Raw genomic sequence first — 14,836 nt, 5'->3', positions numbered from 1 at the left:
GCACCAAGGAGACCCGATGACCGCCGAACGGCACTGGAGCGACCCCCTCACCCCCACCGAGATCGTCGAGGTCACCGCGCTCGTGCGCGCGGACGAGCGCATCGGGTCGGAGCCGCGCTTCTGGGGCATCGCCGTCGAGGAGGGCCTGGCCCGCAGCCTCGCCCCGGGGCAGGGGCGCCCGGTGCGCCTGGTGGTCATGAACCCCGCGGCCCACGCCGCGTGGGAGGTCACGGCCTGGACCTCCGGCACGGACCGGCCGGCCTCGCTCGGCTCGTGGTCGCCCGTGGATGCCAAGCGCCCCGGCGTCTCGAGCGACGAGGCGCGCGCGATCGCCCGCGCGGCCCGCGAGCACCCGCTGCTGAAGGAGGCGCTCGCCAAGCGCGGCATCACCGACACGACGCACGTGTGGGTGGACCCCGAGTCGATCACCGGCTTCGAGCCGGAGGACCTCATGGACCGCCGTCTGTCGTGGGGCACGGTCTGGTACCGCGAGAGCGCGGACGACAACGGCTACGCGCGTCCGGTCGCCGGCCTCGTGCCGATCCTCGACCTCGAGACGCTCGACATCATCCGCATCGAGGACCACGGCGTCATCCCGATGGCGAGCGAGGGCGGCAACTACCGTTCGGGCACCTGGGGACCCGACCGCACCGTCGCCCCGCTGGAGATCACCCAGCCCGAGGGTCCCGGCTTCACCGTCGAGGGCCACAAGGTCACGTGGCAGAACTGGTCGTTCCGCATCGGCTTCACGCATCGCGAGGGTCTCGTGCTGCACGACATCGCCTACCGCGACGGCGACGTCGAGCGTCCGGTCCTCCGTCGCGCGGCGGTCAACGAGATGTACGTCCCGTACCTCGACTCCGATCCCACGGCCTACCGCAAGAACTTCTTCGACTGGGGCGAGTACGGAGCCGGTCCGCTCACGGCATCCCTCGAACTCGGATGCGACTGCCTCGGCGAGATCCACTACTTCGACGCGCACGTGCTCGACGGCCTCGGCGAGGCCCAGACGATCACGAACGGCGTGTGCCTGCACGAGGAGGACTCCTCGATCCTGTGGAAGCACGTCAACACGCGCACCGGCGAGGCGGACGTCCGCCGTTCGCGGCGCCTCGTGATCTCGTTCTTCGCCACCGTCGCCAACTACGACTACGGCTTCTACTGGTCGCTGTACCAGGACGGCTCGATCGAGTTGGAGATCAAGCTCACCGGCATCCTGTCGGTCTCGGGAATCGACGACGGCAAGATGCCGCCGTTCGGCCGCATGGTGAGCCCCAACGTCCAGGCGCCCACGCACCAGCACTACTTCGCCGTGCGCATGGACACCGCGATCGACGGACCGAAGAACCGCCTGGTCGAGGTGCACGCCGAGGTCGAGGAGGACGAGGAGCTCAACCCCTGGGGCAACGCCGTCAAGATGGTGTCGGAGGTCATCGCGTCCGAGAAGGATGCCGGGCGCCTGGCCGACGCGTCTCGTGCGGTGCACTGGCGCGTCGAGAACACCGAGCGCACCAACCGCTTCGGTGAGAACACCGCCTACCGCCTCTCGGCGATGCACACCACGCGCCTGTTCGCCCGGCCCGGCAGCGTCGTCGCCCGCAAGGCGCCGTTCGTCTCGAAGCACCTGTGGGCCACGGCGTACGACCCGGCGGAGCGCTTCATCACGGGCGACTACCCGAACCAGGCTCCGCTCGAGGCCGAGGGCATCACCGCGTGGCAGCAGGCGGACCGCCCGCTCGACGGGGCGGAGCTCGTGCTCTGGCCGATCGTCGGCGTGCACCACTACCCCAAGCCCGAGGAATGGCCGATCATGCCGGTGCACCGCATCGGTCTGCGGTTCGAGCCCGACGGCTTCTTCACCCGCAACCCCTCGCTCGACCTGCCGCCGTCCTCGGGCGGCGACCACTGCCATGCGCCTTCGCCGGGCGCCGGCGGGGCCGTCGCCGAGGGGCACGCGTTCCACGGGCACGACGCAGGCGGTCACGACCACTCCGCACACGGGCACGACCACCACGGGCACCACGGGCACTGATGGGGGAGGTGCTGCACGCCGGGGCGTTGGTGGCGACGGCGGCGGGCGCGTGCTGCGTCGCCGCCGACCGCCCCGCCGCGCGCGTGCGTGAGCTCCTGATCGCCGCGCTCATGCTCCTCGCGATGGGCGACATGGTGGTCGGCGGCGGGCGGGTGCCGGCCGTGTTCTGGGCCGCAGCGCTGCTCGTCGCGGCGCTGGTCGCGGTGGTGCCGGGGCCGGTGCGGCGGACGGCTGACCGGCGGATGCGGGCATTCGACGCCCTCGGTGCGGTGCTGATGGCGGCGTTGCTGCTCGCCGCGCACGTCCCGGCATCCCCCGGTCCGTCCCATCACGGGGCGGGCGCGTTGCCGCTCGTGCTGCTCACCCTCGTCGGGGTGGCGGCGTATGCCGTGGGCGGGGTCGTGCTGTTCGTCACGACGCACCGCGAGCGTCCGCTCATCGTGCGGCTTCCGCCGCTGGCGATGGGCGCGTCGGCGGTGCTGATGGCGGTGCCGCTGGCGCTGGGGTGACGTCCGTCGCGCGACCGTCTCAGATCGGTGCGGTGGTCTCGCGGACCACCAACCGGGGCGCCTCGGCCCATTCGCATCCGGGCTCGCTCGTGGGATTGGTGATGAGTCGATGGATGTCGTCCGCGACCACGGTCGCGTGGGGGAAAGCGATCCGGACGGTCGTGAGGGGCGGCTGTGCCACCGAGCCGGCGACGAGGTCGTCGGAGCCGACGACGGCGACCGAGCCGGGGACGTCGACTCCCTGACTGCGCAGTGTTCCCAGCAGGAGCAGCGCGTAGTCGTCGTCGTAGGCGTAGACGCCGTCGATGCCTGCTGAGCTGAGGGCCGCGGCCACCTCCTCGGCGGACTCGCGCGTGTAATCGATGGACAGCTCCGTCAGCCGCACTCCGCGGGCCTGGGCGGCTGATCGGGCCGTGGAGGCGCGGCTGCGGGCGATGTGCTGCAGCTGACGATCTCGGGGGATCAGCACGGCGAGGCTCCGTCGCCCCGTGGCGATGAGGTGTTCGACGGCGATCCTCCCCGCCTCCGCCTGCTGCGTGATCAGGGTCAGGATGCCGGGTTGGGGCGTCTCTCCCGTCGTGATGAGGACGCGCGTGCCCGTGCGACGGAGCAGGGCGACGGCGTCGTCGGGGAGATTGAGCCCGCCGATGGTGAGCACCGCGACGGGGCGGAGCTCCGACCACGCGCGCGCCGCGTCAGCGGGGGCGAGATGACGACTGCCATAGGTGACGAACGTGAGGCCGTGCGCACTCAACGCCTCCTCGAGTTGATCGGTCCAGGAGCTCAGGAGATGCCCCACCGGACCGGAGGGCGAGGGCATGAGGACGAGGGACGAGTACCCCTTCCGCAGGGCTCGGGCTCCGGAATGCGGGACGTAACCGAGTTCGCGCGCCACGCGGCGCACCCGCTCGCGGGTCTCGTCGGCCAGGGCGATGGTGTCGTTGCCGTTCAGCACGAAGGAGACGGTGGAACGGGAGACGCCGGCGGCGAGGGCGACGTCGCTGCTGGTCACCGGACGGGACTGCTGCATCTCGCTCCTCCTCTGCTCGTCCTCTCAGTCAACCACCCGCGTGTCCTGATCGCCGTGCGATGCGGCCGCTGCCGCGGGGGAAGAGCTGATCGTCCACTCCGGGACGATCCGACGGCGACGCCCGCACGGCATCCATCGATCGGGGGATGTCGAAGGGGAGGCGCCCCACGGCTTCCTCTTCTCCCGCCAACACCTGGACGACAGCCTCGTCCGAGGCGCCGAACGCCACGAGGAGGGTGACCTGTGACTCGACGAGAGGAGTGAGGATCGCGGGCCGGTCGAGGTGAACGACGACGGCGGTCGCGGTCGCGCTCGCGATGTCCGCCACCTCGCGGAGTGTTTCCGGTGCGAAGTCCAGGCTGCCGGCGTGGAAGCTGCTCTCCAGGAAGAACTCGTCGCGCGGCTCGTAGGGGGCGTCCAGCCTGATGATCGCGAGGTCGCTCCCGGTGGGGTCGTCGGAAGGAACCAGCCCTCTGTCCGTGAGGACGGAAGCCTGCAGGGTGGGAGCGAACACCCGGGTGCCGGGCCGAAGCGGGGGGAGGGGATGCGGAGCAGTGAGCATCGTGAGCGAGCGGGCCTGGGCGCGCTGTCCGGCCGCACGCGCGGCTGAGGTTCCGACACGTTCGTCCACCCCGGCCTCGTCGACGTACGGATCGTCGAAGAGGCCGAGCGCGAACTTCACTCGCAGGATTCGTCTGGCCGACTCGTCGATCCGGGATTCGGGCACCTCGCCCCGTTCGACGAGCTCGACGATGAGGTCGACGCATTCCTCCCCGCCGAGCTGATCGCATCCCGCCTCGAGGATGCGTCGCACCCTTTCGCGCCTGCTCGCGGTCTCGAGCCCCCACGCGCGGGCGGGTAGACGCTTACCGGCGACTTCCGAGTCGGTCACGAGGCCCCAGTCGGTGAGGACCACGCCGTCGTAGCCGAGCTCGCCGCGCAGGATCCCGGTGATCATCTCCTGGTGGAAACCGAAGCCCACCTCCTCCACCGGTCGACCGCGCCGGGAAAGACCGACGGGCATTCCGTAGTAGGCCATGATCCCGGAGACGCCCCGCTCGACCAGCGCGCGGAACGGGGCCAGGTGCGTCTCGAAGTCCCCGCCGGGGTAGACCTGCTCGCGCCCGTACGGGAAATGCGGATCCTCCCCGTCCTTCTGGGGGCCGCCACCGGGGAAGTGCTTGATCGTGCAACTCACACTGTCGGGGCCTAGCGTCTCGCCCTCGAAGCCGTCGAGGTAGGCCCCGCACGCGCGGGCGACGAACTCAGCGTCCGAGCCGAACGTGCCGTACTGCCGAGCCCACCGCGGTTCCGTCGCCAGATCGAGGCTGGGGTGGAGCGCCGCGGTCAGGCCGATCGCGCGGTATTCGGATCGCGCGATCGCGCCGAAGTCGCGGATGACGTCGAGGTCGCCGAGCGCGGCCAATCCCAACGGCTCCGGCCAGGTCGAGAAGAAGGGTGTGCGCAGGGAGACGCCGTCGTTCTCCTGAAAGGCGTGGCGCGGGTCGGTGGACACGGTCACGGGGATTCCGTGCGGCGTCGTGGTCTCTGCCAGGTACTGCAGCTCGTTCGTCCAGCGCGCGGCATCGATGGCCGAACCGAGATGGTGCACGTTGAGATGGTTCACGTGCGCGGACAGCAGAGCGCGCGTGTCGCGGCGCCCCGGGCGACCCGTGTCGTCGACCAGGTCGTCCGCGGCGGGATCCGGATTGGCGACGGTGATGAACATCAGACCGACCTTCTCGACCAGCGAGAGACGGGCGAGGAGGTCTTCGGTCCGAGCGTCGACCGAGAGCCGCTGATCCTCGTAGGGGTCCATCACCCCGTTCCCGTTCAGGTCGCGATAGAGCGATCCATCGGATGCCTCACGCCAGGTCGCAGTACGCATCGCGAGATCTCCTCAACTTGTCCGAGTGCCGGCGAAGCCGGCGTGCTAACGTAGACTAACTCGTGTTAGTCCAAGATTCTCGATGGGGAGACACCAATGTCGAACACTGATTCATCCGCCTTCACGCCGACGGTGGCGCCCGGCGCGGAGACTGAGGCCGGCGCCTCGCGTCGTTATCCGATCGGGCGTCAGCTCAGTACCTACATGGCATCCCTGTTCATCACGGGGACCGTCCTCATGGCTCTGCCGTCGGGACTGGCGGGGGTGCTCCTCCCGGGCAAGACGTACGGTCTCTTCCCGACGGATGCAGTCGCCCGCGATGCGACGCTCGCACAGATCCTGGCGGTCTCGGCGATCTTCACGCTGCTCACTCAGCCGCTGGTCGGGATGCTGTCGGACCGCACCCGCAGCCGCATGGGGCGCCGCGCGCCGTTCCTTCTCGCGGGCGGAGTCGCCGGTCTCGTCTTCTCGTACGGACTGCAGACTGCGAACTCGGTCATAACCGTGACGGTGTTCTGGGTGCTCGTCCAGATCGCCATCAACGTGGTGATCGGACCGTTCCAGGCCACCGTCGCCGATCGCGTTCCCTACAGCAGGCGCGGCATCAGTTCTTCGCTCTTCGGTGTCACCTCGATCGTCGGCGGCACACTCGGGGCGATCGCCGCGGGTCAGCTCGTCAACGCGGTGGGCGATCCCGTCTACATCATCTTCGGCGCCGTGTTCCTCGCGGTGATCCTCCCCTTCGTGCTCATCAATCCCGACAGCTCCTCGACACCTCTGGCGCGCGAGCGCGTCACCCTCCGCTCGTTCGCGGAGAGCTTCTGGGTCAATCCCCGACGGAACCCCGACTTCGCGTGGGCGTTCGTGGCGCGCTTCCTGATGATGCTCGGCTACTGGGCCGTGCAGGTGTTCGTCTTCAACCTCCTGCTGGCCTACGTCGGCCTCGAGTTCGTCGAGGTCAACGTGCAGATCGGGGTCGTCGGCATGATCACCATGGTCGGCGCTCTGCTGTCGTCGATCGTGTTCGGACGGATCTCGGACCGGATCGGTCGGCGCAAGCCGCTCGTCATCGGGGCGTCCATCGGCATGGCCGTCGCTTTGGTGCCCCCTCTGCTGTCGCCGTCGATCGAGGCGTTCTACATCTGGGCCGCCATCAACGGAATCGCCTTCGGCACGTACATGGCGATCGACATGGCCTTGATCATCGACGTCCTGCCCGACCCCTCGCGCATCGCGAAGGATCTCGGCGTGATGAACATCGCGACGGTTCTGCCTCAGGCGATCGGCCCGGTCTTGGCCGCGATGATCTCGGCGGCGTTCGGCTACCAGGCGCTCTTCGTCTGGGCCATCGTCTGGGTCCTCCTGGCCAGCCTGTTCATCCTGCCGATCCGTAAGTCCCGATGACCGCGCCGTCGACGCGGGGGACTCCGGCCACGCGGGGGGCCGGGGGGCCGCGCGTGCGCACCACCGGCGGTCTCGTCGAGGGGCGATGGGTCGGCTCCACCGCGGTGTTCCTCGGAATCCCGTACGCGGAGGCTCCCGTCGGCACCCGCCGGTGGCTCGCTCCCCAGCGCCGGCGCCCGTGGTCGGGGGTGCGCGCGGCCGTCGAGCCGGGCGCCACGCCGCAACGTCGTCCGATGATGCCGTTCTCCACGATCCCGGAGGAGAGCGTGCCGGGTGACGACACCCTTCATGTCAGCGTCTGGACCCCCGAGCCCGATCGCGACGCCTCGCTGCCGGTGATGGTCTGGATCCACGGCGGCGGTTTCGTGGGGGGAATCCCGTCGAGCCCGTGGTACGACGGGTCGAGCTTCGCCGAGAACGGTGTCGTGGTCGTTTCGGTGTCCTACCGGCTGGGGTTCGAGGGCTTCGGACTCGTCGACGGCGGAGACGACAACCGTGCTCTCCTCGACTGGATCGCCGCCCTCGAGTGGGTGCGAGCCGAGATCGCCGGGTTCGGCGGCGACCCGGATCGCGTCACCATCGCCGGGCAGAGTGCGGGGGGCGGGGCGGTCGCCGCCCTGCTGGCTTCGCCGGCGGCGGCGGGGCTGTTCCACCAGGCGATCCTCGAGTCTCCCGCCATCGGGGCTCTCGACAGGGACACCGCCCAGCGCCGCTCGGAAGAGATGGCCGCCGAGCTCGGGCGCCCCACCACCCTGGCCGATCTCGCCGACATCGATATCGACGATGTGCTCGACGCGCAACTGCGTCTCGTTCCCTTCGCCGCGGAGGGCGCCGACAAGACGCTCGACCGTGCCCTCGAGGACGACGGGCGCGTGGATCTGTACTTTGCGCCCGTGGTGGACGGGCTCCTGCTCCCGCGGGATTCCGCCGTCCCCTCGGGCGAGGTGCCGATCCTGATCGGAACCACCGCGCACGAGTTCAACATGACGGTGTTCGGCGTCGCGGCGGAGCTCGACGCCTCCACGCCCGAAGAGCTCCTCGGGCGGCGCGGTGTCCCCGGCGACGTCACCGCCGCGGTGATGGAGGAGATGCGCGTGTCTTCCTCCGCGGCGCTGGTGGGTCAACTCGTCACGGACCGCACCTTCCGGCGACCCGTGGATGCCTTCGTTCGAGCCCGGGACGGAGAGTCCTGGCTCTACGACTTCCGCTGGCGCAGCCCCGGCCTGGGAATGGCCATGCACTGTCTCGAGCTGCCCTTCGTGTGGAACCTGCTCGACGCTCCGCGGGCGGACGAGGTGCTCGGCGACGATCCGCCGCGCTGGCTCGCGTCGGCCATGCACGACGCCTGGGTCTCGTTCATCCGCAGCGGCGACCCCGGCTGGCCGCCCGTCACGTCGCGATCGCCCGTCGGCATGGTGTTCGACACGGAGAGCCGCGTGGTGACGGACCCCTATGCGGCGTCTCGGCGCTCTGCGGTTCTGAGTCCACGCGTCGGGGGGTTCCATCTAGACGGTGGGCCCGGAGGGATGCCGCGGACGGCGGTCCGCCGCGGGGAGCCGGTGAAGAGACCATCCCGGTTCATCGCGTCCTCGTCGGTGGACGTGATGTCCTCGTGCAGCGCCGCCACGAGCATGTTCTCCATGGCCGGACCGCTGTGAAATCGAGTCTGCGCGGGCGTAGGTGCCGGCGCCCGCGGAAACCGACGTGACGGGAGGTGCCACGCCGGTGATTTGCTGAGACTGACGTGACACCAGCTGTCACGCTGGTCTCAGTAAGACCTAGCCGGTGAACACCGTCGACGAGCGCCGCTCGTACCACCGGGCAAGCTGCTCGCCGGCCTTCAGTACGTGCTCGCGCATCTCGCGGCGCGCAGCCTCGGCATCCCCGCGCTCGATCGCCTCGATGATGCGCACGTGCTCCTGGAAGTTCTCCTCGCGGTGGCGGTCGTCGCCCACCAGCAGCTGAGCCGACACGTTGCGCGGGAAGGTCTCGTTGATCTCCTCGATCGCGCGCGCGAGGCGGGCGTTCGCCGACACCTCCGCGATGGTGTTGTGGAACACGTCGTTCTCGCGCCGGCTGGCGAGCGCGGAGTCCGCCTCGCCGCGCTCACGTGCGAGTGAGCGGTCATACATGTCCTGGTTCGCCTCGCGCAGCCGGGCCACGTCGCCTCGCGAGATGCGCTCGACGGCGCGTGCGGCGGCGAGCGCCTCGAGTTCGGCGCGGACCTCGTAGGCCTCGCGCACCTCCCACGGTGCCGGAACACGGACGACGGCACCGCGATTGGGGAGGACCTCGATCAGTCCGCCGGTCTGCAACTGGCGCAGCGCCTCGCGCACCGGGGTGCGGCTCACGCCGAAGTCGTTCGCGAGCTCGGCCTGACGGAGTTGCGCGCCGATGGGGATGTCTCCCGACATGATCCGATCTCGGATCTTGGCGGCGATCTCGTCGACGAGGGCGTGCCCTCCCGTCGACGAGATGTCGGTGTCCCCCCGTGCGGCCATGGTGCCCCTCTTCGTCGGTCGTGGTCGCGCTCCCGCGACTTGCGAACCTAGCAGACGGGGCGGCCGATCCCACGCAATCCACGCGACTCTGGCTCCCAGGTGAAAGGGTCTGGATCCAATATGTATCTGTTAGGATCCAAATATGACGACGCGAGAGGATGCCGCCGAGCTCCGGGCCCGCGTGCGCTCCTTGACGCTCGAGACTCCCGACGTGATGGCGGTGGAGCTCGAGGGCGTTGACGGGCCGCTGCCCGCGTGGACCCCGGGCGCCCATGTCGACCTCGAGATCCCCGGAGCCCCTGTCCGCCAGTACTCCCTGTGCGGGGATCCCGGCTCCGGTCGCTACCGGATCGCGGTGCTGCACGAAGAGCAGAGCCGGGGAGGCTCGCGGGCCGTGCACGAGCGGCTGCGCCCGGGCGACGTCGTGTCGCTGCGCGGACCCCGCACCCACTTCGGCCTCGAGCCCGCGGACGAGTACCTGTTCGTCGCGGGCGGGATCGGGATCACCCCGGTGCTGCCCATGGTGCGCGCCGCCGCAGCGGCGGAGGTGCCCTGGCGGGTGCTGTACCTCGGCGCTTCGCGCACCCGCATGGCGTTCCTCGACGACCTCGCCACGATCCCCGGCGGCACGATCGACGTCGTCGCGCGCGACGAGGGCGTCCGCGCCGACCTCGCGGCCGAGTTGGCCGCGCACCCGAACGCCGCGGTGTACGCCTGCGGTCCGGCGCGCATGCTCGAAGAGATCACGCAGCTGGTGCCCGAGGCATCCGGTCGTCTGCACCGGGAGTACTTCACCGCCCCCGTCGTGGAGTACGCCCCCGGCGGCCCGTTCTCGGTGCGCCTCGCCCTCACCGGCGTCGAACTCACCGTCGAGCCCGAGCAGTCGGTGCTCGAGGTGATGCGCAGCGCCGGCGTCGACGTGCTCTCCGACTGCGAAGAGGGCATCTGCGGCAGCTGCGAGACGGGCGTCCTCGAGGGCGAGGTCGAGCACCGCGACTTCGTCCTCACCACTCAGGAGCGCGCCGCGAACGACTGCATGATGGTGTGCGTCTCGCGGTCGGCGTGCCCCCTCCTCGTCCTCCAGGCCTGAGGGCCTGTCCCACACATCCGATACCGACCACGAAGGGCGACGGCGATGCTGAAGCAGGAAGACAACGAGAAGATCACCCGCTCCGGGCCGGGTACGCCGCTCGGCAACCTCCTGCGCTCGTACTGGCAGCCGGCCGCGCTCGTGTCCGAGATGCCGGGGGAACGGCCTGTGAAGGCCGTCCGCATCATGAGCGAAGACCTCGTGCTGTTCAAGAAGCGCGAGGGCTGGGGGCTCATCAGCCGCTACTGCGCCCACCGCGGCGTCGACCTGTCCTACGGCCGCCTCGAGGAGGACGGCATCCGGTGCCTCTACCACGGGTGGCTCTACAACGGCGAGGGCAAGTGCGTCGAGCAGCCGGCCGAGCCCGAGCACAGCCAGTTCCTCGGCAAGATCCGCATCGCCAACTACCCGTGCGTGGAGAAGAACGGCATCATCTTCACCTACATGGGCGCGGGCGACCCGCCGCCGTTCCCGGACTACGACTGCTTCGTCGCGCCCGAGGAGTACACCTTCGCCTTCAAGGGCCTGTGGGACTGCAACTGGCTGCAGGGCTTGGAGGGCGGCATCGACCCGAGCCACGTGTCGTTCCTGCACCGCTTCATCCAGGAGGACCCGCGCGAGATGTACGGGCAGCAGTTCGCCGAGGAGGTCGAGGGCACGGGAAAGAAGCTCTCGATGCTCGTGGGTGAGAGCTACCGCCCCGACATCGAGGTCGAGAGCGCCGACCACGGCCTCCGCGTCTTCGCGCTGCGGCAGCTCACCGAAGACATCAAGCACGTCCGCGTGACGAACCTCATGTTCCCGAACGCGTTCGTCGTCCCGTTCGGCAACACCAAGGTGTTCACGCAGTGGCACGTGCCGATCGACGACGAGCACCACTACTGGTACATGATCTGGTACGACTTCGCCGAGGTCACCGACAAGGACACGCTGCTGCAGCAGCGCCTCGAGGGCGTCACACTGCCGGACTACCGCCCCGTCCGCAACCGCGACAACAACTGGGGCTTCGACCCGCAGGAGCAGAAGGACCTCACCTACACGGGCATGGGCCTGGACATCAACGTTCACGACCAGTGGGCCGTCGAGAGCATGGGCCCGATCCAGGACCGTACGGTCGAGCGTCTCGGCGTCTCGGATCGCGCCGTCACCGCCAACCGTCGCCTGCTCCTCCGGGCGATCGACTCGTTCGCCGCGGGCGGGCAGACGCCCTCGCACCCCGTGAGCGCAGAGGAGGCCGCGAAGCTCACCGGCCCCCTCGCGATGGACACGATCTCGGCCAACGACGCGTGGCAGGAGCGGTGGATCCAGCGCGAGCAGGAGCGCCGCTCGGCCTCGCCGTGGGCGGCCCCCAAGGCGACCGCCGAGGAGACCGTCGATGCGTGAGCGCAACGTCGACGAGCGCCCTGTGTCCGAGAGCGGCGGCGGAATCTCGGCGCGACCGATGCTGGCGGCCGACCGCGAGGGATTCGTGCACCGGCACGGCCTGTGGAGCGAGGCGCAGTACGCCGCCGCTGGTCAGATGCGTCGCGTGATCGACGAGCTCGGCATCGACATGGTGCGCTTCTCGTTCGTCGATCAGCACGGCATCCTCCGCGGCAAGACGATCGCGCGCGGCGGGATCACCGCGGCGATGCGCTCCGGCGTCACGGCGCCGAGCTCGCTGCTGCTCAAGGACACCTCGGGTCAGTCCGTGTTCTCGGTGTTCAGCGCCGAGACGGGCGTGGGTGTCGCGGGGTTCAGCGGCGCCGGCGACATCGTGCTCGTGCCCGACCCGACGACCTTCCGGGTGCTGCCGTGGGCGCCCGGGACGGCGTGGATCCTGTGCGACCTGCGCTTCCCCGACGGATCGCCCGTGCCCTTCTGCACGCGCACGATCCTCCGCAACGAGCTGACGACGCTCGCCTCGCGCGGCTACGACATGACCGTGGGCGCGGAGCTGGAGTTCCACGTCTTCCGGACCGAGGATGCCGCTCTCGCCGCGGAGCACCTGGGGGCTCCCGGCCGTCCGGGTGCCGCGTCGATGACGGCGCCCACCACCCGCGGATCGCAGCTGCTGCTCGAGGAGGGGCTCGACCGCATGCAGCCGCTCGTGGACGCGCTGTACCGCGGGCTCACGCTGCTCGACCTCCCGCTGCGCTCGATCGAGCTGGAGTTCGGCCCCAGCCAGTTCGAGATCACGATGGAGGCAGGTTCCGCCGCCGAGATCGCGGATGCCATCGTGTTGTGCCGCACCGCCGTCCGCCGGATCGCCGCGGGCCTGGGGTATCACGCGACCTTCATGGCGCGCCCGCAGGGGGCCGAGGGCGCCTCGACCGGCTGGCACCTGCACCAGTCCCTCACCGAACGGGAGACCGGACGCGGCGCGTTCGTGCCCGACGCGCCCGGCACGACGCTGTCGCTGCTGGGCTCCGCGTACCTCGGGGGAGTGCTCGCGCACGCCGCGGCGGCCGCCGCCTTCACCACGCCCACCGTGAACGGGTACAAGCGGTATCAGCCGAACTCGCTGGCGCCGGACCGCATCGCGTGGGGGATCGACAACAAGGGCGCCATGGTGCGCGCCGTCGGTGGCGTCGGCGACCCCGCGACGCGCCTGGAGAACCGGTCGGGCGAGCCCGCGGCCAACCCGTATCTCTACATCGCGTCGCAGGTCATCAGCGGCGTCGACGGCATCGACCGCGGTCTCATCCCGCCGGCGCCGACCACCGACCCCTACCGCACCGAGGCGCCGTCGCTGCCGGCATCCCTCGGCGAGGCCGTCGACGCGCTCGAGGCCGACACGGTCTTCCGTGCGGCCCTCGGTGATGTCGTCGTCGATTGGTACGCGACCATCAAGAGGGCGGAGTTCGCCCGCTACCTTCGCCATGTCTCCGACTGGGAGCAGCGCGAGTACTTCGAGATCTTCTGAGGACGACCATGAGCCTTCGCACCACCGTCACGGCCCTGCCCGAGTACGAACCGTTCCTTCTCGGGGGAGAGTGGATGCCGCGCGGCGAGCGCGCCGCGCGCGCGGTCATCGACCCCGCCACCGGCGAGGTGCTGACCACCGTGGCCGACGCCACGGCCGAGGACGTCGACGTCGCCGTCGCGGTCGCCGTCCAGGCGCACGCCGACCGCCGCTGGCGCGGGCTCGCGCCGCTCGAGCGGGCGCGCATCCTGAACCGGGTCGCCGACCTCATCGAGGAGCAGCTCGAAGAGCTCGCGATCCTCGAGACGCGTGACAACGGCAAGCCCATCGAACGCTCGCGCGCCGACACCGCGATGGCCGCACGCACGTTCCGTCACTACGCCGGGGCGCCCTCGCGCCTGGGCGGCACGGTCGTCCCGGTCGACGGCGGTGCGCACCACGTCTACACGCTGCAGGAACCGGTCGGACCCGTCGCGATCATCCTGCCGTGGAACTTCCCGATCATGACGGCGGCGTTCAAGCTCGCCCCCGCGCTCGCCGCCGGGTGCCCCGTGGTCGCCAAGCCCGCCGAGGACACCCCGCTGACGCTGCTGCGGCTCGGCGGCATCCTCGCCGAGGCGGGGGTGCCGGCCGGCACGGTCAGCATCCTCACCGGCGACGGCTCGGTCGGAGCGGCACTGACCGCGCACCCGGGCATCGCGAAGATCACCTTCACCGGCTCCACCGAGGTCGGACGCCTGGTCGCGCACGCCGCCGCCGACGACTTCACGCGCGTCACGCTGGAGCTGGGCGGCAAGAGCCCGAACATCGTCTTCGAGGATGCCGACCTGGATGCCGCCGTCCTCACCGCGATGCGCGCCTCGTTCGGCCACTCCGGGCAGATGTGCACCGCGGGGAGCCGGCTGCTGGTGCAGCGCTCGATCCTGGCGGAGATGACCGAGCGGATGGCCGCCGCCGTCGCCCGCGTGCCCGTCGGAGACGGACTCGACGGCGGCATCACCGTCGGACCGCTCGTGTCGGAAGAACAGCGCGAGCGTGTGCTCGGCTACATCCGCACCGGCGTCGACGAGGGCGCCACCCTGCTCGCCGGCGGCGGTGTGCGCGAGCCCGGGTTCTACGTCGAGCCCACCCTCTTCACCGACGTCCGCAACGACATGCGCATCGCCCGCGAGGAGATCTTCGGCCCCGTGGTCGGCATCATCCCCTTCGACGACGAGGCGGATGCCGTCCGCATCGCCAACGACAGCGCGTACGGTCTGGCCGCGGGCGTCTGGACCCGCGATCTCGGCCGTGCCCACCGGATGGCCGCGGCGCTGGATGCCGGGACCGTGTGGATCAACACGTACAACCTCTTCGACCCCGCGCTCTCGTTCGGCGGCACGGGGGACTCGGGCCTCGGCCGCGACCTCGGCGAGGAGGGCCTGCGCGGCTTCCTCGAGAGCAAGAGCGTCGTGATCGCGATCCCCGAGGCCTGAGC

Annotated in this window: 11 protein-coding genes; 8 read left to right on the top strand and 3 right to left on the bottom strand. The window is 70.3% G+C overall.

The window, feature by feature from the left end; all coding sequences use genetic code 11:
* The coding region (locus FE256_RS08160; RefSeq protein WP_138174562.1) for a primary-amine oxidase at positions 1-2,032 on the top strand (2,032 nt) is incomplete at its 5' end.
* Positions 2,032-2,541, top strand: a complete 510-nt coding sequence (locus FE256_RS08155; RefSeq protein ID WP_138174560.1) for a hypothetical protein — start codon at positions 2,032-2,034, stop codon at positions 2,539-2,541. The genes FE256_RS08160 and FE256_RS08155, both read left to right, overlap by 1 nt.
* A gap of 19 nt (positions 2,542-2,560) precedes the next feature.
* Here FE256_RS08155 and FE256_RS08150 read toward each other — a convergent pair whose 3' ends face one another.
* Together FE256_RS08150 and FE256_RS08145 are read right to left on the bottom strand one after the other, a co-directional pair.
* On the bottom strand, positions 2,561-3,571 hold the full coding sequence (locus FE256_RS08150; protein ID WP_138174558.1) for a LacI family DNA-binding transcriptional regulator: 1,011 nt from the start codon (positions 3,569-3,571) through the stop codon (positions 2,561-2,563).
* 28 nt (positions 3,572-3,599) lie between these two features.
* Positions 3,600-5,459 (bottom strand): glycoside hydrolase family 3 protein, encoded by a 1,860-nt coding sequence (locus tag FE256_RS08145; protein ID WP_138174556.1) that lies wholly within the window; start codon positions 5,457-5,459, stop codon positions 3,600-3,602.
* Between the two features lie 204 nt (positions 5,460-5,663).
* Here FE256_RS08145 and FE256_RS08140 point away from each other — a divergent pair, with 204 nt between their 5' ends.
* On the top strand, positions 5,664-6,863 hold the full coding sequence (locus FE256_RS08140; protein WP_171024256.1) for an MFS transporter: 1,200 nt from the start codon (positions 5,664-5,666) through the stop codon (positions 6,861-6,863).
* Between the two features lie 53 nt (positions 6,864-6,916).
* Complete coding sequence (locus tag FE256_RS08135) at positions 6,917-8,521, top strand: carboxylesterase/lipase family protein (protein ID WP_171024255.1); 1,605 nt, start codon at positions 6,917-6,919, stop codon at positions 8,519-8,521.
* Between the two features lie 120 nt (positions 8,522-8,641).
* On the opposite strand, the gene FE256_RS08130 is transcribed toward FE256_RS08135, so the two are convergent.
* Positions 8,642-9,364, bottom strand: a complete 723-nt coding sequence (locus tag FE256_RS08130; RefSeq protein ID WP_138174550.1) for a GntR family transcriptional regulator — start codon at positions 9,362-9,364, stop codon at positions 8,642-8,644.
* A 142-nt stretch (positions 9,365-9,506) separates the two neighbouring features.
* Here FE256_RS08130 and FE256_RS08125 point away from each other — a divergent pair, with 142 nt between their 5' ends.
* From FE256_RS08125 to FE256_RS08110, 4 genes are read left to right on the top strand one after another with little or no spacing between them, the layout of a single operon-like run.
* Positions 9,507-10,454, top strand: a complete 948-nt coding sequence (locus tag FE256_RS08125) for a PDR/VanB family oxidoreductase (protein ID WP_138174548.1) — start codon at positions 9,507-9,509, stop codon at positions 10,452-10,454.
* A 45-nt stretch (positions 10,455-10,499) separates the two neighbouring features.
* A complete protein-coding gene (locus tag FE256_RS08120; protein ID WP_138174546.1) occupies positions 10,500-11,837 on the top strand; it encodes a Rieske 2Fe-2S domain-containing protein in 1,338 nt (445 codons plus the stop codon).
* Positions 11,830-13,359 (top strand): glutamine synthetase family protein, encoded by a 1,530-nt coding sequence (locus FE256_RS08115; RefSeq protein ID WP_138174544.1) that lies wholly within the window; start codon positions 11,830-11,832, stop codon positions 13,357-13,359. Before FE256_RS08120 ends, FE256_RS08115 begins: the two co-directional genes overlap by 8 nt.
* Before the next feature lie 8 nt (positions 13,360-13,367).
* Positions 13,368-14,834 carry an aldehyde dehydrogenase family protein gene (locus FE256_RS08110; protein WP_138174542.1) on the top strand — a complete coding sequence of 489 codons (1,467 nt, stop codon included), beginning with the start codon at positions 13,368-13,370 and terminating at the stop codon, positions 14,832-14,834.
* Positions 14,835-14,836: the final 2 nt, after the last annotated feature.

Origin of the sequence: Microbacterium sp. 5K110, from assembly GCF_005774735.1 — a bacterium.
In the GTDB taxonomy this organism is placed as follows: Bacteria; Actinomycetota; Actinomycetes; order Actinomycetales; family Microbacteriaceae; genus Microbacterium.
This window is presented reverse-complemented; position numbering and strand designations above follow the sequence as displayed.

Bases quoted from the DNA above. Each gene is read 5' to 3' on its own strand.
- FE256_RS08155 (WP_138174560.1), top strand. From the start codon at position 2,032: ATGGGGGAGGTGCTGCACGCCGGGGCGTTGGTGGCGACGGCGGCGGGC.
- FE256_RS08150 (WP_138174558.1), bottom strand. From the start codon at position 3,571: ATGCAGCAGTCCCGTCCGGTGACCAGCAGCGACGTCGCCCTCGCCGCC.
- FE256_RS08145 (WP_138174556.1), bottom strand. From the start codon at position 5,459: ATGCGTACTGCGACCTGGCGTGAGGCATCCGATGGATCGCTCTATCGC.
- FE256_RS08140 (WP_171024256.1), top strand. From the start codon at position 5,664: ATGGCATCCCTGTTCATCACGGGGACCGTCCTCATGGCTCTGCCGTCG.
- FE256_RS08130 (WP_138174550.1), bottom strand. From the start codon at position 9,364: ATGGCCGCACGGGGGGACACCGACATCTCGTCGACGGGAGGGCACGCC.
- FE256_RS08125 (WP_138174548.1), top strand. From the start codon at position 9,507: ATGACGACGCGAGAGGATGCCGCCGAGCTCCGGGCCCGCGTGCGCTCC.
- FE256_RS08120 (WP_138174546.1), top strand. From the start codon at position 10,500: ATGCTGAAGCAGGAAGACAACGAGAAGATCACCCGCTCCGGGCCGGGT.
- FE256_RS08115 (WP_138174544.1), top strand. From the start codon at position 11,830: ATGCGTGAGCGCAACGTCGACGAGCGCCCTGTGTCCGAGAGCGGCGGC.
- FE256_RS08110 (WP_138174542.1), top strand. From the start codon at position 13,368: ATGAGCCTTCGCACCACCGTCACGGCCCTGCCCGAGTACGAACCGTTC.